This is a genomic window from Brevibacillus panacihumi W25, from assembly GCF_000503775.1.
GTDB lineage: Bacteria > Bacillota > Bacilli > Brevibacillales > Brevibacillaceae > Brevibacillus > Brevibacillus panacihumi_A.
In genome coordinates, this window is sequence record NZ_KI629782.1 from 520,234 (window position 1) to 545,518 (window position 25,285).

The window sequence follows — 25,285 nt, forward strand, 5'->3', positions numbered from 1 at the left end:
CCAAATCAATCAGTGGGAAAACCTCTGGAGCAGTGCCCCTATATCAAGGAACGACTGCAGAGTAGAGGTGTCCGCTAGAGTAACAAAAATAGTATAAATTAGACAGGCAAAATGAGCAACTCTTTCGTGGATTTGTTTAGGTTTTCATGTCCATTCTCTGTGATCCAGACATCGTCCTCGATCCGCACGCCGCCCAGCCCGCTGATGTAGATACCAGGTTCCATCGTGACCAGCATGCCTGGCTCAAGCACAAAGGCACTCACTGTGGACAGAGTGGGGAGTTCATGCACTTCCAGTCCCAAACCGTGTCCGGCACTGTGTCCGTAGGCAGCACCGTAGCCTGCAGCAGTGATGATGTCGCGTGTGGCAGCGTCCGCCTCTTTGCCGCTCACGCCTGGTCGCAGCGCTGCCAGTCCGGCTAATTGGGCTTGCAGGACGATCTCGTAAATTTCTTTCATTTTGGGATCTGGCTCCCCTACCGCTAGTGTGCGTGTGATGTCCGAATTGTATCCTTGATAGGCGGCACCGAAGTCCAGTGTCACCATTTCCCCTGCCTGAATCACTTTTTCGGAAGCCCGTCCGTGCGGCAAGGCACCGCGTGGACCGGACGCTACGATCATGTCGAAGGCAGAGCCAGTCGCACCCTGTTTGCGCATAAAATACTCCAGCTCGAGAGCGACATCAGACTCACGCACACCCGGTCTGATGTATCCTTGAATGTGTTCGAATGCCGCTTCAGCGATCCGCACGGCTTCCCGGATGATCACCATTTCGGATTCATCTTTATACATGCGGATCTTTTCTATTAGGCCGCTGGTCGCAACGAGCTCGACTGGCTCGAATGCCTTGTTCCAATCCGAATAAGTCTGGAACGATACGCTGCTTCCCTCAAAGGCCAGACGTTTGACCCCATTTTCTTTCAACACGCGGGCGATCGCGTCGATGGCCTTGCGCTCATTGTCAATGACAGTAAATCCTTGGGCTTGCTCCTGAGCCTGCTCGACATAACGGAAATCGGTAACCAAAAAAGCATCCTTGGCCGTAACGATGACCCACGCTGTCGATCCTGTAAAGCCGCTGAGGTAAAAGCGGTTTTCAGCCTTTTCCGTAATGAATGCGTCTGCTTGAAGGCGCGCCAGTTCCTCGCGCAGTTTGTCCAATCGCTTGCTCATGCTTATCCTTCCCCTTTCTCTTCTCAACCAACTCGACTGTTTTTGATTTTACGCACCAGCGCTTGCAGCGCCCAATCATAGCCATCGGAGCCAAGACCCACGATCTGACCGGAAACAATCGGGGCAATGACAGAATGATGGCGAAATTCTTCGCGCGCATGCACGTTGGACATATGTATTTCAATGGTCGGCAGCGCAACGCTTGCCAGTGCATCCCGAATCGCGTAGCTGTAGTGAGTAAACGCTCCGGGATTGATGATGAGGCCGTCATGAATGCCCTTGGCCTGGTGAATCGCATCGATCAGAACGCCTTCATGGTTGGACTGCACATGCTCAAGTCTGCCGCCCAGCTCCTCTTCCATCGTTTTTTTCAATCGACCAACGATGTCCTCGAGTGTCTCGCTGCCGTATATCTCCGGCTCCCGTTTTCCCAGCATATTCAGGTTGGGGCCATTCAATAACAGAACGGATACCAATCTAGAATCCTCCCCTCTCTATTCGCTGATCAATCAAAAAGTTTTTATTAATGAAACATTCTATCATAAGCATTACAAACTTCAACAAAGGAATGACTTCTCCTGTTTTCTCTTTGCAAAGATTTTGACAAAGGCGCACTCGAGATGGACTTCCTTCGTCCATCTGAGGTTATTACTGATCGGAGCTCTCCAGGGTCAACGTCATTCCAATAAAAAGCCCGTAGGACAGAAACCATGCTGCTTCCGTACTTAACGTGGACAGCTCCCATTTTTCGAAGCGAAAGAAAAAACCGATGGCAGCTCCCACAACTGCTCCCAGCACCAAACCGCTCCACCAGTTCCGGGTCTTGAAGAATACCAGCCTATAGATGAAAGAAGCGACCAGTGTACCGGTAAACAGTACAAGAATGCCAAGAGCAGTTCCTGCAAACGTCTTTTCTCCTGCTATACCCAAGAAGGGGCGACCATAAGAAGCCAGACCGTAGGGAGTAAAGTTAAGAAAATGGATCACAAGACGGATGATCCCCCAGAAAACGGTCCCCCAAAAGGCTATCTCCAGGAATTTTTGCAATGTGATGCGATTTCTGGCACGCTCACGTCCCTGCTCATGCAAGTTCTCCTTCTGTCTGATGCCTATTTTTACACGTTCCACCTGTCATCACCTCTGGGTTAGTATGCGCGGTTCCCTCTTTTTTCACTACGGATTTCCATCTCCTGACACGGCCATCAACTGCTTGTGGATTCAAGGCCTTTTTTCCGGTAGAATGAAAAGGAAGGATGGTGATAGGAGTTGGCGCAGCAACAAGTACCTAACTATGGTGGTCAGGCTGTAATCGAAGGCGTCATGTTCGGCGGGAAAACAGTAACCGTAACAGCCGTGCGTACAAAAAATCAAGAGATCGAGTATTTTGAAGCACCCCGCACCGAATATACATGGATTAAGCCCTTAAAGAAGATACCCTTCCTTCGCGGATTGGTTGGCTTGATTGAAGCGAGTGCAAACGGAGCGAGACATCTGAATTTCGCATCCGAACGCTATAGCATCGACTCTGGAGAAGAGGTAACCGAATCTCCTTCCAAGTTGACAATGATCCTGGGTGTTGCGGTAGTTGGCGTGTTAACCTTTCTTTTCGGAAAATTCGTCTTCACGCTAGTACCCGTGTTTCTCGCGGATTTCCTGCTGGGAAAATGGGTCCCGGACGGCGTCCCGCAAACCCTCGCAGAAGGAGGATTCAAGATTCTCCTGCTGCTCGGCTATATTACTGCTATCGCCCAGGCTCCCATTATCAAACGCCTATTCCAGTACCATGGAGCGGAACACAAGGTGATTAACGCGTTCGAGTCTGGGGTAGAATTAACGGTAGAGAATGTGCAGAAATTTTCCACCTTGCACTATCGTTGCGGCAGCAGCTTTTTGATTTTCAGCGTTTTCGTCGGCGTCGTCATCTACTCGCTGTTCAGTTATGACAGTCTGACGGAGCGGGTCATCCAACGGATTGTTCTGCTTCCATTGGTGATCGGTGTCTCCTACGAGGTTCTGCAGTGGACAAACAAGCTGCGCGACACTCCTGTTCTGCGCTTTTTGGGATATCCCGGTCTGTGGCTGCAAAAGATCACAACCCGCGAACCCGACGATCATCAGGTGGAGGTAGCCATCGCATCTTTCCAAAAAATGCGTGAGCTGGATCAAAAGCAAGGGCAGGAACGTTTGGCAACGATTGGTTAACAAATTGACTTCACGTGGGGCAATTTTGATAATCCTTTGAGGTGAGGCCTATGTTACGCCGAATTCCACCCGTGATTCTGGTTATCGTCATACTTGCGGTTTACGGCTTCTTGCTGACCTTGATTACCGATCCGATTAACACAGTGATCGTGCTGGGTTTATCTGTCTTGCTGTTTATGCTCGTACGCAATTTTCTTCAGACTGGACGCTTTTTTTCCGGAAAGTTCTTATCCCGGCCGAACGCTTCCAGGAAAGCGCCTCCTCACAAGCCAAAGATCAACACGATGCGGCAAGCAGGAAAAAAGCCGGCTCCCCCACAACGGAAAAACCATCCGTTTCGCGTCATTGACGGGAAAAAGGGAAAGTCTGGCGAAAAACAATCGGAACAAGATTCCAAAGACAATTTCTTTCAATAAAAAACAGGTTGCCAAGTACATTGGCAGCCTGTTTTTTTAGATCACCTGTGCAGGGGTGCTGTTGCGAAAGACCTGGATATAATTCTGGAAATTCCAATGATTCAGGAATTTTCGCGCGGACGCCTCGCCCGACAGAAGCAATTCTTTGCGCATCTCCGCTGAAAGCTGAAACTGCGTTGCGCGCACTCCCAAGGTATTGATAAAAATGGTGCGTACAGCATGCGCTTTTTCTACAAACAGACGATCATGGGCATCCAGCATCGTCGTAAGCAGATTGCGCGTAAAGCTGAACAAGCCTGTCACCTTCGTCTCCTCGCTCCTCGTCTGCCTGTCGTGCAGGCGAAAGCCAATCGTCGGCCACTCAGGAACGCCTGGTACATCGAACAGCCAAACCGGATAATTGCTAAGCAAGCCGCCATCCACAATGTAATGGACCTTCCCCTCCCGTTTTAGCCGAACCGGTTGAAAAAAGAAGGGGATCGAGGAGGACATCCGAACCGCTCGGGCCACGGAAAAATTTTCGGGCATCAGGTCGTATTCCACCAGATCATCTGGCAGCACAAGCATCTTTCCCCGACTGATATCAGACGCGATGATCCGCAGCTTGCCACCCGGCAGATCTCCGAAGGTGCGAACCCCTTTGCGGCGCAGCAGTTCCTCGATAAAAAGCTCGATTCGGTCTCCTCTGTACATTCCCTCATTCAGGACCAGATCGATCATGGGTCCGACGTAGGGCAAACGGCCAATCCCTGATTTTTTTAAGAAATACATATAGTCGAGTTCTTCAAAAATAGGTTTCAACTCTCGGCTGGTATAACCCGCACTAACCAGCGCCGCAACGATGGAGCCGGCAGAGGTACCTGCCAATTTTTCCCACGTATAACCGTTCTGCTCCATGACCTGCAGCGCCCCTACAAAAGCGATTCCTTTAACCCCGCCGCCTTCAAATACTGCATCCGCCTTCATTTTGGCCACCTCCTGTCGCCACTCTCTATATCCATATAGGGGGAAGGCTCATCTCATACGGCTTATGGAGGGAAAAGGGCTGGCCCTCACACAGGATTATCTGCACGTGGACCAGCCCTCATTTCCGGCTTACTCTTCTTTTTGTTCGTCTTCTTGTCTGATTCGTTGCAATTCTGCCATTCGTACTGGATCCGCTTGGAAATATTGAACCAAATATTCGATACACGTGATCGATTCCCAGCTCAAATGATGCTCAATTCCTTCAACATCCTGGTAGATATGACTTTCATCCACACCAATGATGCGCATAAATTCCTCAAGCAAGCTATGACGGTCTACCAGCCTCTTGCCAATCTTTTTTCCTTTTGGCGTGAGGACAAGACCACGATATTTTTCATAAATGAGATACTTGTCTTTGTCCAGTTTTTGAACCATCTTCGTAACCGAAGAGGGATGTACCTCCAACGCTTCAGCAATATCTGAGACTCGAGCATAGCCCTTTTCTTCGATTAAGCTGTAAATGCGTTCTAAATAGTCTTCCATGCTCGGCGTCGGCATGTGACCCCCTCATTTCCATACCGTATTTCAAAAAAGGCACGTAAAAATATCATACCTTGGAATGAGAATGATTTGCAAGAAGAACCTGCCTTAAAGAAGCTGTTTTTCTTTCTTTCCGTTCATGATTTGGACGTATTCTACCAACTGTTTTCCGAGAATTTCCAATCGAGCCTGCATGCCCTCATCCTTCAACTTCCCCTCTGGAGTAAAGGCATTGTATGCCGACGGGATAGACGGACTTGCGGGCAAGGGCCAAGCGTGCAAATTCCGCATGATCTGCTGCAAGGTATTCACCGTATTCGTCGCACCCATGCTCCCTCCCGCAACACCCAAAAGAGCCACCTGCTTATCTTTGAGGTGGCGCCCCTCCAGAAAATCAAGACTGTTTTTCAGAGCGCCTGTGAGTGATCCATGGTATTCTGGGGAGCCGATGACAAGTCCATCTGCAGAGGTCACGGTCTCGATAAAACGAAGAACAGGGCCGGGATAGGTAGAAAGATCGCTGCGGTCATCGTAGATCGGGAGCTTCCAATCCGCCAAGTGGATCAATTGTGTTTCGGCTCCTGCCGCTCTGGCTGCTTCCAGGACGATGGATACGGCTTTTTTCGTAGTAGATTCTGGACGCATGCTGCCCGAAATCCCGACAATTTTCATTGCAATCACCTCAGCATTTTTATCAGCTACTTAAATTGGTATATTTTCCAAACAAATATGTCTACTTATTATCTTTCATATCCGTGTTCTGAACAAGCCCTGCACTTACATACACTTGTACCAAGTTGGAAATAAGGATGATGCCTATGGACAAAAACGCTTGGCAGATCGCTGTATTTTTTGCAGGAGCGGCACTCGGAGGGATGTACCTAGGCGGCTACGAATGGCTTCGTTTCTTTGCCTATTTTGGTTCTTGGGGGACATTCGGGCTGATAGGAAGCAGTATCGGGCTGGGGTGGTTCGGCTATCAAGTGCTCCTCACCTGTTACCGCCATGGCTTGCGTTCCCTGCATGATCTGTTTTCCCACTTTTTTGGAGAAGCCATCGCACCCAGTCTTTCGGCATTGACTCATTTTTTTCTTCTCACCTACGCTGGAGCGATCACAAGTCAATATGCAAGCACGCTTTCAAACGGTTTTACTGCCTGGTTTCTCATCCTTTTGCCTATTTTGATTGCCGCCGCTCTCGTTTTGGGAGGATGGCAACGGATTACCTCCGGGATGGCTATCTCTTTATCCGCCGGCTTTCTGCTGTACGCCCTGATTTTCATGGATCATCTCCATGTCCCGATCCCCTCGCTTGGTTATCAGCTTAACTTCTATTGGATGGTGCATGCTCTTTCTTTTCTGGGACTTCATTTTTTATTGTGTCTGGTGCTATGCCTGCCATTTACCAGCAGAGCAGCCAATGAACGCAGCATTCTTCTTGGCGTCAGAACCGGCTGCCTCTTGTTTTTCGCAGTCGCCCTGCTCGGGCATGCGATCCTGCTGGCTTATTGGCATGATGTGCACAGCTCGGCCGCTCCCACCATGCTGATCATCAGCCAACTGCTTCCTTCCGCGGGGTGGGGACATATCACGCTGTCCTTCCTTCATCTCGGCATCTGGATCGCAGCCCTTTTCTACTCCCTCGCTGCTCCAGTCGCACATCGGAATGATCTGCGGATGCAACCGATCATTCTCGTGATGATGGGAAGCATGCTGGTATTTGGCGGACTGGCGCAGGCATTCCCCTGGAGCCTATCGATTCTTGCGTCGGGGGCTACCTATTGCGGTCTGCTACTTCTCCTGCGCATGCTGTGGGTTCGACAACGCCCCTAGAATCGGATCGAGAATTCCAAAAAGCGTCCTGCAATCTCGGACGCTTCTTTCCGGTTTATTGACTCTCTTCTCCATCGTCAGTGGATTTCCCTGCCGGTTGGGCGGCGCTCGTTTCTACGGGATACGCGGGGGTTTTCGGGTCTATCATTTCCCCTACCGCCTGCACCAGGAGATTGGCGGCTTTGACTAGCGGTTCGGTGTCAATCGTTCGAGGTGCTGCGGGCGGCGTGGCTCCGCTTGCGGCTGTTCGCGTCAATAGAGCCGTCGGAATTCCTGAATGTGCGAGGATTTTATCCGTTTGAGACAATCCGGTTCTCTGCTCGAGAGACGGAGTGTACTGCGCTCCATTTTCCTGCGCTACCCGGATGGGAAGCAGTTTGCTGCCACTGCCTTCTCCCGGCGTGACCAGCAGATCGTTGCCCTTCCGGCTTCCGAGTCCATCGAGGACAAAGGCCGCGATAATTCTCTGCCTGTCTTTTGGCTCCAAATAATCGACGAAGGCTCGGGCTCCCTGATCCTGCGCGGTCGAAGCGCCAAAGCTGACGACATAGATATCCGTATCATGGGGATGTTCTGCGAGCAATCTGGCAGCCTCCAGCATGACAGCCGCTCCATACCCTGCATCATAGGCTTCGGGCGTTCCCTTTACCATGTCATGTCGCGCGCCCAGCAGAACAGCCTGATTCCGATTCGAGGTGGTAGCTGGCTTTTTGCCGAGGAACGAGTATGAGGTCTGCCGGAGCGTCAGAGCCCCTTCTACGCGTAGGGAGGCCTTTTGTTCACCGTTGCTGCGCATGCGCTTTCGCAACTGCTCGCCTTGGCTTTTTGAAATGCCCACGACCGGGATCGCCATATCGAGCGGCGCCCCCAGCGTTGCCGGAACGAACACATCCCGATCGTTTTGGATGAGGAGTGCGGCCGCTCCGGCAGCTGCTGCCTGCCTGACCTTCTCCCCGTACGTGATTCCGCCCCGCTCAACCAAGGCTATCTTGCCCCTGACATCCACTCGCTGGTAGTCCTGGGCTGTCCCCAGCCCGCAGGCTACGATCGCGCCTTCTGCTTTCCCGTTCGGCGCGTAGGTGAAGCCCTGCAAGCTCCACTGCTGATCCGGCCACCCCTCGATATTCAGGGACTGCACTTCAGGCTTGCGATACGTATAGTACGTAAACGGCAGCAACTCCGTCTCATAGCCGTAAGAGCGCAGTGTGTTTTCTATGTACACCCCGGCTGCGAATTCCGTCTCGGTAGCAGGTGGTCCTGATAGGGCTGAGAGCTTTTCCACATGTCCCGCGAGAAGCTCCCCGTCGCCTGCCGCTGTCTGAATAGCATTGGCATCGGTCTGGGTTACGAACAGCAGAGGCAAACACAGCAATCCGCTGACAATGGCGTTTCTCCACACGTACCCGCGTACATTCTGCATCCCGATCTCCCCTTCATCTTGATTGTACGTTTCATTATGGGTGCAAGAGTCAAATCGCGTCTAGTCAGAATAGTTAGTCAAATACTTTCATTCAGCGTCAGTGAACGACAGCTTTTCTCCCATTTTGGCTTCAATCGATTCTGGGTGTCTGTCGAATCCAGATCTGACCAATTTTTCGGGTATGAAAAATCTTTATAGCTACCTGGTATGAGTTGAAAAATGATTGATACTTGTTTCTTAATTTTAAAATTGATTCTGCGATAGCGATTTGTTAAGGTTGAATCAATCAAATGCAGGAACGATTAGAGGAGGATTCAACCATGCTATATGTAGATGGAAAATGGGTGGAGGCAGGAGTAGCGGCTGTCGATCCAGAAGATCGTGGCTATAACTTCGGAGACGGGGTTTACGAGGTTATCCGCATTTATAAAGGGAAGCTTTTCCAGTGGGACGCTCATATCGAACGTATGGAGCGCAGTGCAAAAGAAATTCAAATGAAGATGCCGTGGAGCGCTCAAGAGCTTCTTGATATTGCCAAGCAGCTTATGGATAAAAATGGCATCACTGCTCAAGACGATGCTACTCTCTACATGCAGGTCTCTCGCGGCAACTCCCCTCGCGTGCATGATATCCCAGGAGACGTCAAGCCTGTTCTGATGGGCTTTGCCAGAAAAAAGGATCGTCCTTTGGCCGATCAGAAAAAAGGTCTGAAGGCAGCGCTGATCGAGGACATCCGCTGGCTGCGCTGTGACATCAAATCGATCAGCCTTCTCGGCGCGGTAATGGTGAAGCAATATGCCAAGGACACTGGCGCACAGGATGCGATCCTGCACCGCGACGGAATCGTTACGGAGTGCAGTGCCGCCAATCTGTTCGCCATCAAAAATGGCGAGCTGTATACCCATCCAGCCAACAATCTGATTCTGAAGGGAATCACTCGTGATGTCGTGATCGAGCTGGCGGCGAAAAACGGCCTTACCGTTCATGAAAAACCGTTTGACACGAAATTCTTGCTGCAAGCTGATGAGCTTTTCCTGACCAGCACTACTGCCGAAGTAATGCCAGTCATCTCTGTTGACGGTCAGGCGATTGCCGACGGACAGGTCGGTTCTGTGACACAAAAGCTCCAGACATTGTTTGAGCAGCACATCGAGGAAGCTGTCCTCGTCTAGGTTTTGATGAAATAGAAGAAGCTCTCCAGGCGCATCTGATCGCCAGGAGAGCTTTTTTGCACTTCCGATCCTTACCGGCGGAGGTTCCACTCCTCCGTCCCGTATCTTGTTTGTGCCAGTTCCTTCGCCAAAGCTTGCTCTTCTTCCGTCAACTCCCCCGGGACCAGTTCCACATCCAGACCGGATGCAAAGCCGCGTCCAAACGCATCCATGGCTTCCTGCAAACTTATCGGCCGGGAGCTCACCTCGTTGATCGTCACCGCTTTTTGCCTAAAGCTCTCCATCATGCGTTGCTTGAGGCGATCCGAGGAGAAGTTCAGCAAAGAAAACAGCAGCTCCACATCCATATCGAGCAAGATGGAACCATGCTGCAGGATGACCCCTTTTTGTCTGGTTTGGGCGCTCCCTGCTACTTTTTTTCCTTCGACGACAAGCTCGTACCAGGAGGGGGAATCGAAGCATGCAGATGATCCGGGAGAAGAGTACTTCTCCTTTTCCTCCTCGCTTGCCAACGATACCATCTCCGCCCTCAAACCTAGGTTCTGAAAGCCGTGCAACAAGCCCATGCTGATGATTTTATAGGCTTCCGTTACACTGGAAGGCATCTTGGGATGCTGCTCTGACACGATCACACTGTAGGTAAGCTCCTTGTCGTGCAGTACCGCCCTTCCTCCAGTGGGACGGCGAACAAATCCGAGTCCATGCTTATGTACTTCTTCCAGATTGATCTCCTTGAGAGCTTTTTGAAAATAACCAATCGAAAGCGTAGCCGGGCTCCATGTATAGAAGCGCACGGTAGGCGGAACCTTTCCTTCCGCGTGCAGCTGCAAAATTGCCTCATCTACTGCCATATTCATCTCCGGTGACATGGCTTCCGTCACCAGATAGCGCCATTTTTCCATCTTGCCAGCCTCCCTCTACCGTTCATTGTACGCCTGATCACAAAATGGCGGCAACCCTTTACGTCTCTGCTTCCCCTGCCGCTTGCCTGATGACATCGAGCAGTCGCTTCAAGGAATCCACCTCTTGCGACTGGCGCAACCGCTCGCGATAGACCGTTCGCAGCTCCCACAGCTTTTCCAACTCCTGATCAAAGCGCTCTTGGGTCATATCCTCTTCCAGCAGTACCTGGCAGAATCCCTGCCGTTCAAACGACTTGGCGTTCAGGATTTGGTCTCCGCGGCTTGCCTTTTGGGACAAAGGGATGAGCAGCATCGGCTTGGCTAAGGCCAAAAACTCGAAGATCGCATTAGAGCCGGCTCGGGAAACCACCAAGTCAGCCATTGCCAAAAGATCTGGCAATTCCTCTTTGACGTAAGCGAACTGCTTGTAGCCTTTCAACTGCAGCGAATCATCCACCTGTCCCTTGCCGCAAATATGAGCGATCTGGAATCGCTGCAGTCTCTCGCTCAATCGATCGCGTAAGGCCTCATTTATCCTTTTCGCACCCAAGCTCCCGCCCATGATCAGTATAACAGGCTTTTCCGCAGTGAATCCGCAGAGAGAAAGCCCACGTTCTCTATTGCCTCGCATCAATTCGTCTCGGACGATCGCTCCGACCCATTCCCCTTTTTTCGCAGGCAGGTGCTCAAGCGTTTCCGGAAAAGTTACACACACCTTCCGGGCAAAGGGAACCGTCAGGCGATTCGCCAGCCCGGGTGTCAGATCTGATTCGTGGATGACGACAGGAATCCGGTTCAGCCATCCGCCCATGACGACGGGAACAGAGACGAAGCCTCCCTTGGAGAAAATGACATCCGGCTTCCACTGGGAAAGAAAACGGGTCGCCTGCCAGACTCCTTTTGCCACCCGAAACGGGTCCGTTGCATTTTTCCAATCAAAGTAGCGACGCAGTTTGCCTGTCGAAATGGCTTCGTACCTCACGCCTCGCAGGTCTTGCGCCAATTCTCGTTCGATGCCATTCTCCGAGCCGATGTAGGCGACTTCCCACCCGGCCTCCAGAAAATAGGGGATGCAAGCGAGATTGACTGTGACATGTCCTGCCGAGCCGCCTCCCGTAAAAGCAATGCGTCTTTTCATTGGGCCTTCGCCTCTCCCTTCCTGCTTTTTTCCTACCCTCCATCCTACCATGAAGAGGTCAAAAAAACCGCCTGTTGAGAAGGCGGTCTTTTGTCGGCCTGGCTTATTGAGCCTGATAGCGCAGGATCGGCTTTCTTGCTGCCGTAGCCTCGTCCAGCCGCTTTACGACTGTCGTATGTGGAGCTTCCTGAACGATTTCCGGATTTTCTTCACATTCGCGTGCAATTTGCAGCATCACGTCGATGAATTCATCCAGCGTTTCTTTGGTCTCCGTCTCTGTCGGCTCGATCATCATGCACTCATCCACAATCAACGGGAAGTAGATGGTTGGCGGATGGTAGCCAAAGTCCAGCAGGCGCTTGGCGATGTCGAGTGTTCTGACACCCAGCTTCTTCTGGATCACGCCAGACAAGACGAATTCGTGCTTGCAGACGCGGTCATACGGCAATTGATACGTCGCAGCCAGTCTGCGCATCATGTAGTTGGCATTGAGCACCGCATTTTGCGAGACTTGAAGCAATCCTTCCGGCCCCATCGTACGGATGTAGCTGTACGCGCGAACGAGGATGCCGAAATTGCCGTTGTAGCCTTTTACCCGACCGATGGATTGCGGGCGGTCGTTATCCCAGTAAAACATACCTGCTTCATTTTTTGCGACGATCGGCTTCGGCAGGAATGGCTCCAGAATTTTCTTCACACCGACAGGGCCTGCACCAGGTCCACCGCCCCCATGAGGTCCGGTAAAGGTTTTGTGCAGATTGAGGTGAACGACATCAAAGCCCATATCTCCGGGGCGTGCGATGCCGAGGATCGCATTGGCGTTGGCTCCGTCGTAGTAGAGCAGGCCGCCGGCATCATGGACGATCTGGGCCATTTCCACGATGTCCTCTTCGAACAAGCCCAGGGTGTTCGGGTTGGTCAGCATCAATGCAGCCGTATCCGATCCAACCGCATCACGCAACGCCTGAATATCAACCAGACCACGCTCGTCGGAAGCAATCGTGACAGTCTCCAGACCTGCTACCGCTGCAGATGCCGGATTAGTGCCGTGTGCGGAGTTGGGCACGATGACCTTCGTGCGGTGACCTTCGCCGCGGCTTTCATGGTAGGCGCGGATCATCATCAGCCCTGTCCATTCACCTGCAGCGCCCGCCGCTGGCTGCAGAGTGACCGCGTCCATCCCTGTGATCTCAGCCAATTCTTCCTGGAGATTGTACAAAAGCTCCAAGGCGCCCTGCACCGACTCTTCCGGCTGGTACGGATGCGTCTGGGCAAAGCCCGGATAACGCGCCACATCTTCGTTGATCTTCGGATTGTATTTCATCGTGCAGGAGCCGAGTGGATAGAAGCCATTGTCTACGCCGTGATTGCGTCGGGACAGTTCGGTATAGTGACGCACCAGTTGCAGTTCCGAAACCTCTGGCAGCTCAGCCGGAGTCTCGCGAATCAGGTGCTTGGGCAGCAGGCTGGCTACGTCTACCTCGGGCACATCCAGCTCCGGCAGATTGTATCCCACGCGGCCTGGCTTGCTCATTTCAAAAATCAGTGCTTTCTCCTGGTCGTTACGCACGAGTGATCGCCTCCAATTCCTGCACCAATGTATCAATCTCTTCTTTCGTTCTCAACTCGGTTACGGCCAACAACATGTGATTCGCCAGTTCCGGATAGTCCAGTACCAGATCGTATCCGCCGATGATGCCCGCCTTCAGCAGTTCCCGGTTCACTTCGGCTACCGGTTTGGACAATTTGACAACAAATTCGTTGAACGAAGGTCCGTTATAGGCAACGTCAAATCCTTTTGCCTGCAATGCCTGCTTCGCATAATGCGCTTTTTGCAGGTTGATCATCGCCATCTCCTGTACGCCTTGCTTGCCGAGTGCGGTCAAGGTGATAGAAGCTGCCAATGCCAAGAGAGCCTGGTTGGAACAGATATTGGACGTCGCTTTTTCGCGGCGAATATGCTGTTCACGCGCCTGCAGGGTCAGTACGAAACCGCGTTTTCCGTTCTCATCCTTGGTTTGTCCGACGATGCGGCCTGGCATTTTGCGCATCAGCTTGGTAGTCGTTGCAAAATAACCGCAATGTGGTCCCCCGAAGGATGCCGGAATCCCGAATGGCTGCATGTCGCCCGCGACGATGTCCGCCCCCAGTTTTCCGGGAGCCTCGAGAACGCCCAACGACAGCGGATTGGAGGAAACGATCAGGAGGGAACCATTGCCATGCACAATCGGTTCACACGCAGCCAGATCCTCCACGTTGCCGAAGAAATTCGGGTATTGAACGATGACAGCAGCCGTTTTGTCGTCGATCAAGGCTTCCAATGCGGATACATCGGTCACTCCCTGACTGTCGACTCCTACTTCCACCAGTTCTACACCCTGGCCATGCGCGTACGATTTCAGCACCGCGCGCGATTCCGGATGGACGGCACGGGAGACGATTACTTTTTTCTTGCCGGTATGGCCGGATGCCATCATCGCAGCCTCTGCCAGTGAAGTAGCGCCGTCGTACATAGAGGAGTTGGCTACCTCCATCCCGGTCAGCTCGCACACCATGGTCTGGTATTCAAAAATCGCCTGCAGCTCGCCTTGGCTGATTTCTGGCTGATAAGGTGTGTAAGCGGTAAAAAATTCACCGCGCAAAAGCATATGATTCACAGTGCTCGGAATGTAATGCTGGTAGACCCCTGCACCGAGAAAATTGATATGAGTGCTAAAATTGACGTTTTTGTTGGAAAGACCTGTGAAGTATTTCACCAGCTCCGGCTCGGAGAGTGCGGCTGGAATCTGGATCGGACCTTTCGAACGGACTTCTTCCGGGATATCGGCAAAAAGCTCCTCGATACTGGAGATGCCCAACGTCTCCAGCATGTCGCGCTTATCCTGATCGGTTTGGGGCAAGTAGCGGTATTTCACGAGTGATGTCCTCCTTTATATAAGTGCTTTTCGGGTATCCATCAATTTTTTGGACGTTTGTAAAATGGGGTTGCCACGACTTGTGCCTTGAGGCGTTTTCCGCGAATCTCTACTTCCACCTCTGTGCCCAAAGCTGTGTACTCGCTTTTTACCAGCGCTAGACCCACGTTCTTTTTCAACGTCGGCGACTGCGTGCCAGTGGTCACTTCCCCGATCAGCTCTTCTCCGACATAGACCGGATAGTGCGTGCGCGGGATGCCGCGGTCGATCATCTCGATGCCGATCAGTTTACGGGCTGGCCCGTTTTCTTTTTGTTTCTTCAGTGCTTCCTGGCCGATGAACGGCGTTTCCTTGTCTACCTTGACCGCAAAGCCGATGCCTGCTTCGAGCGGCGAGATCGTCTGGCTCAGCTCTTGGCCGTACAGCGGCAGCTTCGCTTCAAAGCGCAAGGTGTCGCGAGCGCCCAAGCCGCATGGAACAAGTCCGTCCTCTTTTCCTGCTTCGAGCAGACGGTCCCACAACTGCTCTGCAGATTCGGCAGGCAGATAGACTTCAAAGCCGTCCTCCCCGGTGTAACCTGTACGCGAGACTAATGTTGGGATGCCATCCACGAGCACATTGTCCTGGAAGCGGAAGAACCCGATCTGGGACAGGTCTGTGTCGGTCAGCTTTTGCAAAATGGATTCAGCCAATGGCCCTTGAATGGCGATCTGCGCTGTCTGAGCGGAGATGTTTTCAATGACTACTCCGTCGATCAGATGCTCGGTAAGCCAGGCGACGTCCTTGTCGATGTTGCCGGCATTGATCACCAGCAGGTAGTGGTCATCTGCATGCTTATACACAAGCAGATCATCGACCACTCCCCCATCCGGGTAGCACAGCACGCTGTACTGCGCTTGCCCGACTGCAAGCTTGGACACATCATTGGTCGTCACATACTGGAGATAGGCAAGTGCATTTTCTCCTTTTACATCCACTTCTCCCATATGGGATACGTCAAACAAACCTGCCTTTGTCCGCACGGCTTCGTGCTCCTGGGTAATGCTTGAGAACTGCACGGGCAAATCCCAGCCGCCGAAGTCAATGGTCTTGGCCCCGTATTTGGCGTAGCTGGCATAAAGCGGCGTTCGTTTCAATTCGGACATCAATGGCACCTCCGCAAGTTATACGTTCTTTCACTTCTTTGACAGAATGAAAAAAGACAGAAAAGTAGAAATGGGATCGCCAAAACAATGTCTGGGCCCATTTCTCCTCCTCTGTCCTTGGTACCTGAGAGTTACCTTGCTACTTTCCAGCAAGTTTCCCCTTTGGTGGCCCTTGATCGGGCACTCTCCAGAGATGCGTCCAGTAGAGGTTCTTTTGCCTGAGAGATTCACCGTGACCGGCTTGCTCCTTCGGCGCTGCTGTGAAGCAGTCTCTCCCTGCTACTATCATTCGCGTTGGATACTTGGTCATACATAAGATTTTCATATCATTCCATACTAAGGGATGAACTTCATCTTTATCCTACCATGAGAGTCGTCACTTGAAAATATCAAATAAGCGTCTGCCTCTAAAAAACTGAACAAAATTTTTCATTCCGCTATAAATGTTCACTTTTTATACAGATGAAAAGAATGATATGGCAGAGCGATAGTAAGGAGCAACCGATATGCCGAATGTTCCCGTTTCATTCGATACATCCTGGATCGAACCGCTGACTACTCGCATGCAGGACGACGGTCCCTGGGACAAATGGGAGCTGTTCAAGCTGGCTTTGGAAGCCGAGGAAGCAATGGCCGTCCGGGATTTCGACCAGTTGCAGTGCCTCAAGTACCTGCCTGGTCTGACACCCTATCCCCATCAGTTGGAAACAGCTGAACGCGTCCTCAATGAGATGCGGGGACGCGCCATTCTCGCTGACGAAGTCGGTTTGGGCAAAACGATTGAAGCCGGCTTGATCATGAAGGAGTACATGGTGCGCGGTTTGGCCAAAAAGATTCTGATCCTGGTGCCCGCCTCTCTGGTGATCCAATGGACAAAAGAATTGAATCAAAAGTTCGGGATTCCCGCTGTCGCGCAAAAAAAAGAGTACATGTGGCGCCAGCATGACGTCGTCGTCGCTTCCATCGATACGGCCAAGCGTGACCCGCACAGACGCCACGTACTGGATATTGAGTACGATATGCTGATTATCGATGAAGCCCACAAGCTGAAGAACAAACGCACGCGCAACTATCAATTCGTCAAAGAAATTCACAAAAAATACTGCCTGCTGTTGACAGCCACGCCAATCCAAAACGAAATGGACGAGCTGTACAACCTGATCAACCTGCTAAAGCCGGGTCATCTCGGCCACGCCACTTCCTTTTCCTCCAATTATGTCGAGGGAAAACGTCAGGCGAAAAACAATGAGCAGCTTCGCGGGGAAATTGAAAAAGTGATGATTCGAAACAAGCGCAGCGACGGCGGCGTTCATTTTACCAGCCGACGCGTCCAATCCGTCCCCATCGAGCTCTCCAGGGAAGAACTGGACCTCTACCATGGCGTCACCCGCTTCGTCCGCGACCAGTATCACACCGGTTCAGGCGGATTTAACTCGCTCGCCCTGATCACCCTGCAGCGCGAGGTATGCTCGAGCAAGGAAGCTGCGTTTATGACACTGTACAACATGCATCAGCGCCTGCCGGAAGGCTCGGAGCTGCGCGAACAAATCATGGAGCTTGTCGAGCTGATCAAGCGAATCGAGACTCATTCCAAGGCGGCCAAGACGGTAGAGCTGATTCAACACATCAATGACAAGGTCATTATTTTTACCGAATATCGAGCTACCCAAAATTATCTGCAGAAATATCTGCATGACCACGGAATAACCTCTGTGCCTTTTCGCGGCGGCTTTAAACGCAGCAAAAAAGACTGGATGACCGATCTCTTTCAGAATCGCGCCCAGGTGCTGATTGCGACGGAAGCTGGCGGTGAAGGGATCAACCTGCAGTTTTGCAATCAGGTGATCAATTATGATATGCCCTGGAATCCCATGCGTGTCGAACAGCGGATCGGCCGCGTCCATCGGTTGGGGCAGAAGCGGGATGTCCATATTTACAATCTGTCTACTGTAGGCACAATCGAAGAGCATATCTTGAATTTGCTGTATGAAAAAATCGATCTGTTCGAGATGGTGATCGGCGAGCTGGATGACATCGTGGAACGTCTCAGCCTCACCCAAACCCTGGAAGAGAATCTGGTGCAAATCATTATGGATTCGCGCAGCGCTGGTGAAATGGCCGTGAAGCTGGATAATATGGGAGAAGCCATTCGCGCCATCCGTTCTGCGAAGCCATCTCGCGCACTGGCCGAGGCGGCAGAACAATAAGGAACGAAATTGTACAAGGAGGAAGGATGCGCTATGCAGCAAGATCAGGTCAGGCAGTATGTGGAGCGTTATCTCGCTTCCTTTTCCAGCCATATCGTGGAAGCGCATCCCGACTACCTCACAGTCAAGCTGCCTGTGGAGGTCGACAAAGACATCGGCAACCGTCCTTTTTACTGGAGCTGGGTAGAGAAGATGAATCTGGCATACCAGCCTCTCATCCTGACCTTTGCCTTTCATCCGGAAGCGAGTCCTGAGGGCCAAAGGGCGGAGTACCTGCATCTGGGAGCTGGGCGGATGCAACAAATCTTCGACTCCACCAAAAAGCATGGCCAATTTGTCTGCATGTATGAGCAAGTCCCACGGGAGGGACTTTTGTCTTCTTCGGGCAAGAGACGATCGACGCCGCTCGTCCCCTGGCTCGGTCTCAACTTGAAGGTCTCGCTCCTCTGTGACAAAAAAAGGGACATTCTTCTTTACATGGGAGTCAATCTGCACGAGCCGCGGATCGTACATGACTTCCCCTCTGTCCTGTATCGCCTTCCGCTATCGCCAGCTATCCCGGACTACTGTTTTACGCTGGAACGGCGGATCACGATCCCGCAAGCCACTTCGCTCGTTCAGCAGGAAGTGGCGAAAATGCTGGAAAAGGAAGATCAGAGTTGGGCACAGGAGGCTCGGACACGACTGGAGGAAGAAAGGGCGATTCTCCAAGCGTATTACGAAGAATTGGCGTTGCGTGAAAAAGAGCCAGAGAATCAAGCGGAAGAATCATCTCCTGACCAGCCTGAACCCCAAGAGTCGCTTCCAGTGGAACCTGAGAACATCGATCATACTGTCGAAGCACCCAAGCAAACGGCATCTCTTGACGAATACCGCAGCACGGGGGGACGAATCCTCGACTTTTTACGTGCCAATGGCATACCGGTCACCCCGCGCGAACAAATCGACCAGACCGAGTGGCGCAAGAGCACACCGTCTGAGGAACGCCAACGACGAATGGACGAGCTGTCCTGGCAATACGAGCCGCGCATTGAGATCAAGCTGATCAACGCCGGGTTATTTTACCTCCACTCCACGCCGCAAACGAGGCGAATCCTGTAAAAGATCAACGAGAAAATGTGTGGGACAAAAGACAAGTTGCAACAAATCTTTTGTCCCTATCTGGTTACAATAGGAAAAGAAAAGCCTTTTACAAAAGGTGGTGTAATCTTGATGGCCAGACAAATCGCTGCGGTTTTCCTTACCTGGTTGGTTATTCTGCAGATGATCTATCCTCCCGCTGCTTACGGTGAAGCCAATTGGGATGCGCAGTTCCAAGCGCGGATCCAAGAGTGGATGAATGCGATAGCAGAACGCGACCCCCAGTTTACACAGTGGCGGAATGCGCGTACAGAGGTGCAAACGTTAGGCGCCAATCAGCATCAATGGCTCGTCAGCATCAAGCAGGCAGAGCAGCAGGTCGGCTATATGGTTGTCGGCGAAACCCCCGATCCGGCACAGCAGCCCCAATTCGTGCTGTTGGAATACGGAGTCGGAGATTATATTCTGTTTGACGATGCGTTCGCTCCCCGGGAGGTTGCCGCTGAGCCGGTATACGACGGGTTTGCATCGCACTGGCTGATTGCCCAGAATCCCTCTTCGCCCCCCCAAATGATCAATGCCAAAACGGGGGAAGTGTACCCTTCCGCCTTTCATGCCAACGAGCCGGTGATGAGCAAGCTGTCACCTGATTCCGTCGTTCACGAGGGAGGGAGATTGACCCAGACCCGCATCTTGAAGTCTGGTTCGCAAAACCCGTTCGATCAGATTGGCTGGATGCACCAGCTCTATGCCAACAAACGCATATCCTGGGGACAGCTGTGGCAACAAAACGCTGACCAGTCCCGAATCACCTATACCGTCCCGCTGTATCACGAGCAAGTACTTGCTCCCTATGTCGTCGCATCCCTCCATCTCTGGAATGACGAAAGCCCCTATGTCGGTGTCTGGGATGAAGGATTGCGGTTTGTCCCCTTCTCCTACGCGGAACAAATCGGACAATTTTATCTGAATGAAACAAGCTCTCCAGCCGAATAATCGGTTTGGAGAGCTTGTTTGCACTTAGTGATGCTCGGTTTGGGACAGTCTTTGGTTGACCGCATGAAAAACCTCTTGGGCTGTCATTCCTTCTGCGTTGATGACAGGAGCCCCAGTGGCGATGTTTGCCATCCCCATCATGTTGTCATCCTGTCCGGTGATCACAACAGCATCCACTTCCTGCTGCCAATTCCCGAGCTGCACTACCTCATACCCATTGTCACGCAGCATTTGACTGATTGGGGTCAGCGATTGCTCCACAGCTACTCTCGCCATACGATCCCTCCGCCCGTTCTTGTAGTGTTATTTACGCAGCAAAAGCTTGATGGACATGGGGATTGCCCCAAACCAGCGCGACGACCAGGATTCCCGCGGACGCCTATTTTGCTTCCGCTCTTCCTTGGGCGTCTCCACGTATTGGACAAACAATCGGGTCAGGTACTTCAAGTACTCCTGAAAGGACATGACACGTCCCTCCTTTACCTTTCGGGTCTCGCCCCGATTCACAACAGGCAAGGCCCTCTCCCCTATTTTGTCCCGATGTGGCTGCTTTCAATCTCCTTACAGAATTCCTATCCTGCGCGAATCGTCTTTACAAGGTTTTGGCTTTGCCGATCGGTGAAGGTTTGGCGATTTTAACCGATTTTTGCTCCGCATCATAATAGACGTCAAATCCCAGTGCGTCTTCAAACAAGGAGAGCGGCACCATCGCCCGCTTTTTGATTTCCAAAAGCGGCACTCCAAGATCAACGGGATTGCCGTCGACGTCTGCAATCTGTTGCTTCTCAGGAATCTGTACGACCCGTCCATTTGCCTGTAGGTGGATTCTCTTGTCTTTTTCGTTCCACTCGATTTTCATTCCAAGCTGCTCCCCTACGTCGCGCAGCGGGATGTAGACTGTGTCACCCTTGAGCCTTGCCGGAATCGGCGGATAGTAGCTCATGCCATTGAGAACAGTCGTGATGTAAGGCTCCAGGCGAGCTGGAAGAAACGGCTTGTCATTGGTTTGCTGGATGTTAGGGACAAAATAGCTGGCTTCGCCTTGCAATGCCTGTCCCAGCGCCTGATCCAGATGTTCGGCCCCGATGACGCTGCCGTGATAATTTTGTTGCACGCGTTTCAAGAAATTCTTGTACGCTTCGTCTCCAATCTGGCGGCGGAGATTCTCAAACAGCAGCGCGCCTTTGGAATACCAGGTCCAATGAAACTCTTCCTCCGTCGCAAATTGCTGCAGTGACTTGCTCAACCTTCCGTGCGGGTACTTCACCCGCAGTTTCTGCAGGTCTCGCTCGTACTCCTCCAGCAAGGAAGAGGACGACTGAGAGCCGTATCGGCCCTGCAGGTAATAAGAGACGCTGATCTCCACCAGTCCCTCATCCACCCATCCGTGCACGGACTCCAGTGTCGCTACACTGTTATACCACCACATATGGGCCACTTCGTGCGGCAGCCAGTGATCGATCAGATTGCGTTGATGCATGTCCCGTTTGAAAATCGCCATATTGGCGTACTCCATCGCATAGGTCGTACCCGTACTCGTCTCGGCGATCGCGGCATGTGGATAGGGCAAAGGGCCAAACCATTCTGTATACGTCGGAAACACGGACTCAGCAATGCTTTTGATGCGTTCAATATTGCCCTTGTCCACCGAAGCAATGTCAACCTGCAATCCCGATTCAAGCGTAATCGTTTCGATTTGGTATAAAGGACTTCCCACCAGCGCAAAATTGAGCAATTTTTGTCCTTGATAACGGACTTTCTGCCGGTTATTTCCCAAATCTTCTGCTGTTCCCCGTCCCCATGAGCTGACCCATTGATACCCCTTCGGCGAGATGAAAGAGACATCGTAATCCGCGTAATGGTAGATGAAAGGGTCCCCGTAATTGATCCGCAGCGGAGGATCATACCATTCCCCCTGCTGGTTCTGCGCCCCAAGCATCGGATACCAGGTCGTCAATGTCCAAATATCGTCCTTGACGCCGTATCGGGTTCCTCTGCGCGGTACTGGATGCTCGAATTCCACCTCGATTTTGCCCCGCTCCACTTCCCCGAACGGATTGCTCAGCTTGATCTGGGAGAGCCCGCGTTCGAAGGGAAGGGACTTGTCCTGATAGCGGACTGCCTTCACACTCATCTTGTTCCAAAGGTAATCGTACACGTACAATATCAGGCTATCACTGCGCGGGTTGTCGAATTCGATGCTCATCTTCCCGGTGATTTTCGCATCGCTCGGGTGCAATTCCGCCTCAATCGTATAGTGCGGATGCAGGTTCTTTACATAGGAGGGAAGTGGCGGATCATACGAAAAGGGATCGACCCCCGCATCCTGCGGTGTTGCCGTTTGCTCACTTGTAAAAAAAGCGACCAGGCTCGGCCAGTAGAGAACGACTCCTATCGAACTAAACATGGTAAAAATAGTCAAGCACACCAGCAAGCTGGTTTTATGTATCGATTTCATAACAGCCTCCAGACGCTCGGCTGCAAGCGTTCATTATTCTTTCAAAACGGTCACGACCATTTTGTTCATTGTAGCAAATCTTTGTCAAATTGAGTAGAAATTTGACAGATTCTTCTCTTATGGCGTCTCGTACATGACCTCTCCCGTATGCGTGAGATCATAGCCGCCGATGGCTTCCAGTGCCTGGCGAAAGGAAGTCGATGACAGGATCTCCCTGATGGAATGGATCAGCAATTCATTTTCCTTTTTTTTCATGATAACCAGGTCGTACCGCTCTCGAATTAGCGGGATAAAATCGACGCCGACCATCAAGGAAGCCTTTTCGATTCCGACCCCTACATCCGCCTCCAGACGCGCTACGGCCCCGGCTACGGCAAGATGATTCTTCTCTTCCCGATCATAGCCTAAAATTTCTCGGCCTGTGATGCGATGCTGGCGAAGCTTCTCTTCGATCAACGTTCTGGCTCCTGATCCTTTTTCGCGGTTGACCATGATGATCCCGGGCTTTTTCAAATCCTCCCAGCTGCCAAGCTTGCGCGGGTTTCCTTTTTGTACATAGAACCCCGCCCAGCGAGAAACCAGGTTGACCATCAAATAGGAATGACCAGAAAGCAATCGGCGAACGTACGGAACATTGTATTCTTCGGTATCGCCGTCGTACAGATGCGTGCTGACGACATCCGCCTCTCCCCGGTACATCGCAATCAAGCTGTTGATGCTGCCGACATAGGAACGCAGGGCACGAAATGAATCCTCCTGTTTTTCCAACTCATTCGCCAGCAGGTCCAAGCTCACGTCTTGACCGCTGATGATGATATTTCTCGTCATGGCGGGCGGCTGCTCCTGCGGGACGGGCGGCACCATGTACGATGGCTGCCTGCTGTACGCTCCCTTCGCCCGAGCCTTATAAGCTTCCAGATCGGCCGCATCGACACGCATCTGTCTGCCTACCCGATAGGCAGGCAGCTCGCCTTTTTTGATCAAGTCGTAGACGGTCAGTTTCGAGATGCGCAGCAGATTTGCGATTTCTTCCGTTGTGTATGATTTGTCTTGCGTCATATCCGGCCTCCGTTCTTGCTTTCTTCTATTCTCGTCCAAGGAGGAAAAATTCGCAATTGATTTTTGGATATGGAATCCTTAAACTAACTATAACCAATTATATCTAAATATAATTAAACATCACATCCGGAGGAAAATGACGTGAAGAAAATCAGTCTGATCCTGACAGCGGCCTGCCTATTCATCTTGGCTGCCTGCTCAGGTCCACAAGCATCACCAGAGGGGACGGCAGACAAGCCCCAAGTTGCGAACGAATCCGTCGAGCTGATGGTGCTGGCGGCCGCAAGCTTGACAGATGCCCTCAACTCGCTGAAAAGCTCCTATGAGGAGAGCCACCCCGGGGTAAAGCTTACATACAGCTTTGGCAGTTCCGGCAAGCTGGCCCAGCAGATTGAGCAGGGCGCTCCGGCCGATCTGTTTCTCTCGGCCAGCCAAGCTGACATGAACAAGCTTGACGAAAAACAGTTGATTCTGCCGGAAACGCGCGTCGATTTTTCCGGCAATTCACTGGTCCTGGTCACCGCAAAAGAGAACGGAGCAGCAATCACTTCCTTTGAAGAGCTGACCGACTCATCCCTTCAGCATATTGCTGTCGGAGCGCCTGAATCCGTCCCGGCCGGACGCTATACCAAGGAGGTTCTGGACAACCTCAAGCTTTGGGACAGCCTGTCTGATCGCCTCGTGTTTGGCAGTGATGTACGACAGGTTCTGACGTACGTCGAAGCGGGCAATGCCGAGGTCGGTGTCGTCTACTCCAGTGATGCGGCGACTTCCGAGAAGGTAAAAGTGCTAGCTGAAGCGAAAGAAGATTTGCACAAACCGATTGTCTATCCAGGTGCGGTCGTGCGCGACTCTGCTCACGCCGATGCTGCAAAGCAATTCCTCTCGTACCTGACGAGCGAGGAGGGAAAGAAAGCCCTGCAGGAGTATGGTTTTCGCTAAAAAGGAAAATGTATTCGGAAAGGTGGAACGCATCGTATGGAAACCAATTTGACGCCATTGCTCTTGTCCTTACAGGTTGCCGCGCTTTCCACCTCCATCGTATTTGTGATCGGCATCACGCTCGCCCGTTTTATGACAAGACGTCACTTTTTCGGCAAGCATGTCCTGGAGTCTTTTTTTCTGTTGCCTTTAGTCCTCCCGCCAACTGTCGTCGGCTTTGGTCTTCTGCTCCTGTTTGGGAAAAACGGCTTTCTCGGAAAACTGTTGGATCAGTGGTTTGGAATCACGGTCGTGTTTACCCTGACCGGAGCCGTGACCGCCTCCATCGTCGTCTCCTTTCCCCTAATGTACCAAAGCGCGGTCGCCGCCTTTACCAGTGTAGATCGGCGTCTCGAGGATGCAGCGCGGACCATGGGGGCTTCTGAATGGCGCTTGTTCTGGACAGTCGTCTTTCCGTTGGCCTGGCCCGGACTACTGGCTGGCTTCGTCCTCTCCTTCGCACGTGGCTTGGGAGAGTTTGGGGCGACCCTGATGCTCGCCGGCTATTTGCCCGGCAGGACGGATACAATCCCTGTCGCCATCTATTTTGCTGTGGAATCAGGGCAGATGGAAAAAGCGATGTTTTGGGTCATCATCATCGTCGCTCTCGGGATGAGTACAACGCTGTGGCTCAATTGGTGGAGCAGGCGGAATCTGCGCCGCTATGCGAATCAAAAATAAGGC

General features: G+C 52.0%; 25 protein-coding genes and 2 riboswitches. Of the genes, 9 read left to right on the forward strand and 16 right to left on the reverse strand.

Annotated features, from left to right (window positions below; all coding sequences use genetic code 11):
- Positions 1–98 precede the first annotated feature (98 nt).
- The 3 genes from T458_RS32020 to T458_RS32030 all read right to left on the reverse strand — a co-directional run bounded on the left by T458_RS32020 (position 99) and on the right by T458_RS32030 (position 2,300).
- Entirely contained in the window at positions 99–1,172 is a 1,074-nt protein-coding gene (locus tag T458_RS32020) for a M24 family metallopeptidase (protein ID WP_023554578.1), read from the reverse strand.
- A 23-nt stretch (positions 1,173–1,195) separates the two neighbouring features.
- Positions 1,196–1,648, reverse strand: a complete 453-nt coding sequence (gene aroQ, locus T458_RS32025) for a type II 3-dehydroquinate dehydratase (RefSeq protein WP_023554579.1) — start codon at positions 1,646–1,648, stop codon at positions 1,196–1,198.
- Between the two features lie 172 nt (positions 1,649–1,820).
- On the reverse strand, positions 1,821–2,300 hold the full coding sequence (locus T458_RS32030; protein WP_023554581.1) for a YqhR family membrane protein: 480 nt from the start codon (positions 2,298–2,300) through the stop codon (positions 1,821–1,823).
- Between the two features lie 138 nt (positions 2,301–2,438).
- On the opposite strand from T458_RS32030, the gene T458_RS32035 reads away from it, so the two are divergent.
- Complete coding sequence (locus T458_RS32035; RefSeq protein WP_023554582.1) at positions 2,439–3,374, forward strand: DUF1385 domain-containing protein; 936 nt, start codon at positions 2,439–2,441, stop codon at positions 3,372–3,374.
- Between the two features lie 50 nt (positions 3,375–3,424).
- Positions 3,425–3,790 (forward strand): hypothetical protein, encoded by a 366-nt coding sequence (locus tag T458_RS32040; RefSeq protein WP_023554583.1) that lies wholly within the window; start codon positions 3,425–3,427, stop codon positions 3,788–3,790.
- A 36-nt stretch (positions 3,791–3,826) separates the two neighbouring features.
- Here T458_RS32040 and T458_RS32045 read toward each other — a convergent pair whose 3' ends face one another.
- The 3 genes from T458_RS32045 to T458_RS32055 all read right to left on the reverse strand — a co-directional run bounded on the left by T458_RS32045 (position 3,827) and on the right by T458_RS32055 (position 5,968).
- Positions 3,827–4,756, reverse strand: coding sequence for a patatin-like phospholipase family protein (locus T458_RS32045; RefSeq protein ID WP_023554584.1), 930 nt, complete (start codon positions 4,754–4,756; stop codon positions 3,827–3,829).
- Positions 4,757–4,885: 129 nt separating this feature from the next.
- Positions 4,886–5,314, reverse strand: a complete 429-nt coding sequence (mntR, locus tag T458_RS32050) for a transcriptional regulator MntR (protein WP_023554585.1) — start codon at positions 5,312–5,314, stop codon at positions 4,886–4,888.
- Positions 5,315–5,404: 90 nt separating this feature from the next.
- Entirely contained in the window at positions 5,405–5,968 is a 564-nt protein-coding gene (locus T458_RS32055; RefSeq protein WP_023554586.1) for an NADPH-dependent FMN reductase, read from the reverse strand.
- Positions 5,969–6,114: 146 nt separating this feature from the next.
- Between T458_RS32055 and T458_RS32060 the strand changes: the two genes are divergently transcribed.
- On the forward strand, positions 6,115–7,128 hold the full coding sequence (locus T458_RS32060; protein ID WP_023554587.1) for a membrane protein: 1,014 nt from the start codon (positions 6,115–6,117) through the stop codon (positions 7,126–7,128).
- Positions 7,129–7,183: 55 nt separating this feature from the next.
- Here T458_RS32060 and T458_RS32065 read toward each other — a convergent pair whose 3' ends face one another.
- Positions 7,184–8,548, reverse strand: coding sequence for a PA domain-containing protein (locus tag T458_RS32065; RefSeq protein WP_023554588.1), 1,365 nt, complete (start codon positions 8,546–8,548; stop codon positions 7,184–7,186).
- Between the two features lie 320 nt (positions 8,549–8,868).
- Between T458_RS32065 and dat the strand changes: the two genes are divergently transcribed.
- Positions 8,869–9,720 carry a D-amino-acid transaminase gene (gene dat, locus T458_RS32070; protein WP_023554589.1) on the forward strand — a complete coding sequence of 284 codons (852 nt, stop codon included), beginning with the start codon at positions 8,869–8,871 and terminating at the stop codon, positions 9,718–9,720.
- A 71-nt stretch (positions 9,721–9,791) separates the two neighbouring features.
- On the opposite strand, the gene T458_RS32075 is transcribed toward dat, so the two are convergent.
- The 5 genes from T458_RS32075 to gcvT form a co-directional block, all read right to left on the reverse strand.
- On the reverse strand, positions 9,792–10,622 hold the full coding sequence (locus tag T458_RS32075) for a lipoate--protein ligase family protein (RefSeq protein ID WP_023554590.1): 831 nt from the start codon (positions 10,620–10,622) through the stop codon (positions 9,792–9,794).
- Between the two features lie 58 nt (positions 10,623–10,680).
- Positions 10,681–11,760 carry an undecaprenyldiphospho-muramoylpentapeptide beta-N-acetylglucosaminyltransferase gene (locus T458_RS32080; RefSeq protein ID WP_023554591.1) on the reverse strand — a complete coding sequence of 360 codons (1,080 nt, stop codon included), beginning with the start codon at positions 11,758–11,760 and terminating at the stop codon, positions 10,681–10,683.
- A 103-nt stretch (positions 11,761–11,863) separates the two neighbouring features.
- Positions 11,864–13,330 carry an aminomethyl-transferring glycine dehydrogenase subunit GcvPB gene (gcvPB, locus tag T458_RS32085; protein ID WP_023554592.1) on the reverse strand — a complete coding sequence of 489 codons (1,467 nt, stop codon included), beginning with the start codon at positions 13,328–13,330 and terminating at the stop codon, positions 11,864–11,866.
- Positions 13,323–14,675 (reverse strand): aminomethyl-transferring glycine dehydrogenase subunit GcvPA, encoded by a 1,353-nt coding sequence (gene gcvPA / locus T458_RS32090; protein ID WP_023554593.1) that lies wholly within the window; start codon positions 14,673–14,675, stop codon positions 13,323–13,325. The genes gcvPB and gcvPA overlap by 8 nt, the downstream gene beginning before the upstream one ends.
- Before the next feature lie 41 nt (positions 14,676–14,716).
- On the reverse strand, positions 14,717–15,820 hold the full coding sequence (gene gcvT, locus T458_RS32095) for a glycine cleavage system aminomethyltransferase GcvT (RefSeq protein ID WP_023554594.1): 1,104 nt from the start codon (positions 15,818–15,820) through the stop codon (positions 14,717–14,719).
- A 101-nt stretch (positions 15,821–15,921) separates the two neighbouring features.
- A riboswitch (glycine riboswitch) is annotated at positions 15,922–16,016 on the reverse strand.
- Positions 16,017–16,109: riboswitch (glycine riboswitch) on the reverse strand.
- A 217-nt stretch (positions 16,110–16,326) separates the two neighbouring features.
- Between gcvT and T458_RS32100 the strand changes: the two genes are divergently transcribed.
- The 3 genes from T458_RS32100 (at position 16,327) to T458_RS32110 (ending at position 20,103) form a co-directional block, all read left to right on the forward strand.
- Entirely contained in the window at positions 16,327–18,027 is a 1,701-nt protein-coding gene (locus tag T458_RS32100; RefSeq protein WP_023554595.1) for a DEAD/DEAH box helicase, read from the forward strand.
- Between the two features lie 33 nt (positions 18,028–18,060).
- Entirely contained in the window at positions 18,061–19,128 is a 1,068-nt protein-coding gene (locus T458_RS32105) for a YqhG family protein (RefSeq protein ID WP_023554596.1), read from the forward strand.
- A 111-nt stretch (positions 19,129–19,239) separates the two neighbouring features.
- Entirely contained in the window at positions 19,240–20,103 is an 864-nt protein-coding gene (locus T458_RS32110) for a hypothetical protein (RefSeq protein WP_051410045.1), read from the forward strand.
- A 24-nt stretch (positions 20,104–20,127) separates the two neighbouring features.
- On the opposite strand, the gene T458_RS32115 is transcribed toward T458_RS32110, so the two are convergent.
- From T458_RS32115 to T458_RS32125, 4 genes are all read right to left on the reverse strand, one after another.
- Positions 20,128–20,379: a YkuS family protein gene (locus tag T458_RS32115; protein ID WP_023554598.1), complete on the reverse strand. Its 252-nt coding sequence runs from the start codon at positions 20,377–20,379 to the stop codon at positions 20,128–20,130.
- Between the two features lie 27 nt (positions 20,380–20,406).
- Positions 20,407–20,568, reverse strand: coding sequence for a YqzE family protein (locus T458_RS56285; protein ID WP_023554599.1), 162 nt, complete (start codon positions 20,566–20,568; stop codon positions 20,407–20,409).
- Between the two features lie 127 nt (positions 20,569–20,695).
- On the reverse strand, positions 20,696–22,561 hold the full coding sequence (locus T458_RS32120; protein ID WP_023554600.1) for a stalk domain-containing protein: 1,866 nt from the start codon (positions 22,559–22,561) through the stop codon (positions 20,696–20,698).
- Between the two features lie 117 nt (positions 22,562–22,678).
- Complete coding sequence (locus T458_RS32125) at positions 22,679–23,620, reverse strand: helix-turn-helix transcriptional regulator (RefSeq protein ID WP_023554601.1); 942 nt, start codon at positions 23,618–23,620, stop codon at positions 22,679–22,681.
- Positions 23,621–23,761: 141 nt separating this feature from the next.
- On the opposite strand from T458_RS32125, the gene modA reads away from it, so the two are divergent.
- Entirely contained in the window at positions 23,762–24,562 is an 801-nt protein-coding gene (gene modA, locus T458_RS32130; protein ID WP_023554602.1) for a molybdate ABC transporter substrate-binding protein, read from the forward strand.
- Between the two features lie 36 nt (positions 24,563–24,598).
- The gene (gene modB, locus T458_RS32135; protein WP_023554603.1) at positions 24,599–25,282 is read left to right on the forward strand and encodes a molybdate ABC transporter permease subunit; all 684 of its coding nucleotides are present in this window, start codon (positions 24,599–24,601) and stop codon (positions 25,280–25,282) included.
- Positions 25,283–25,285: the final 3 nt, after the last annotated feature.

What these genes read in the sequence shown, in the direction of transcription:
- T458_RS32110 (WP_051410045.1), top strand. Translation starts at nt 19,240, where the DNA reads ATGGCCAGACAAATCGCTGCGGTTTTCCTTACCTGGTTGGTTATTCTG.
- gcvT (WP_023554594.1), bottom strand. Translation starts at nt 15,820, where the DNA reads ATGTCCGAATTGAAACGAACGCCGCTTTATGCCAGCTACGCCAAATAC.
- T458_RS32020 (WP_023554578.1), bottom strand. Translation starts at nt 1,172, where the DNA reads ATGAGCAAGCGATTGGACAAACTGCGCGAGGAACTGGCGCGCCTTCAA.
- T458_RS32060 (WP_023554587.1), top strand. Translation starts at nt 6,115, where the DNA reads ATGGACAAAAACGCTTGGCAGATCGCTGTATTTTTTGCAGGAGCGGCA.
- T458_RS56285 (WP_023554599.1), bottom strand. Translation starts at nt 20,568, where the DNA reads ATGTCCTTTCAGGAGTACTTGAAGTACCTGACCCGATTGTTTGTCCAA.
- T458_RS32075 (WP_023554590.1), bottom strand. Translation starts at nt 10,622, where the DNA reads ATGGAAAAATGGCGCTATCTGGTGACGGAAGCCATGTCACCGGAGATG.
- T458_RS32120 (WP_023554600.1), bottom strand. Translation starts at nt 22,561, where the DNA reads ATGAAATCGATACATAAAACCAGCTTGCTGGTGTGCTTGACTATTTTT.
- dat (WP_023554589.1), top strand. Translation starts at nt 8,869, where the DNA reads ATGCTATATGTAGATGGAAAATGGGTGGAGGCAGGAGTAGCGGCTGTC.
- T458_RS32100 (WP_023554595.1), top strand. Translation starts at nt 16,327, where the DNA reads ATGCCGAATGTTCCCGTTTCATTCGATACATCCTGGATCGAACCGCTG.
- mntR (WP_023554585.1), bottom strand. Translation starts at nt 5,314, where the DNA reads ATGCCGACGCCGAGCATGGAAGACTATTTAGAACGCATTTACAGCTTA.
- T458_RS32040 (WP_023554583.1), top strand. Translation starts at nt 3,425, where the DNA reads ATGTTACGCCGAATTCCACCCGTGATTCTGGTTATCGTCATACTTGCG.
- T458_RS32045 (WP_023554584.1), bottom strand. Translation starts at nt 4,756, where the DNA reads ATGAAGGCGGATGCAGTATTTGAAGGCGGCGGGGTTAAAGGAATCGCT.
- T458_RS32115 (WP_023554598.1), bottom strand. Translation starts at nt 20,379, where the DNA reads ATGGCGAGAGTAGCTGTGGAGCAATCGCTGACCCCAATCAGTCAAATG.
- T458_RS32125 (WP_023554601.1), bottom strand. Translation starts at nt 23,620, where the DNA reads ATGACGCAAGACAAATCATACACAACGGAAGAAATCGCAAATCTGCTG.
- T458_RS32065 (WP_023554588.1), bottom strand. Translation starts at nt 8,548, where the DNA reads ATGCAGAATGTACGCGGGTACGTGTGGAGAAACGCCATTGTCAGCGGA.
- T458_RS32055 (WP_023554586.1), bottom strand. Translation starts at nt 5,968, where the DNA reads ATGAAAATTGTCGGGATTTCGGGCAGCATGCGTCCAGAATCTACTACG.
- T458_RS32105 (WP_023554596.1), top strand. Translation starts at nt 18,061, where the DNA reads ATGCAGCAAGATCAGGTCAGGCAGTATGTGGAGCGTTATCTCGCTTCC.
- modB (WP_023554603.1), top strand. Translation starts at nt 24,599, where the DNA reads ATGGAAACCAATTTGACGCCATTGCTCTTGTCCTTACAGGTTGCCGCG.
- T458_RS32080 (WP_023554591.1), bottom strand. Translation starts at nt 11,760, where the DNA reads ATGAAAAGACGCATTGCTTTTACGGGAGGCGGCTCGGCAGGACATGTC.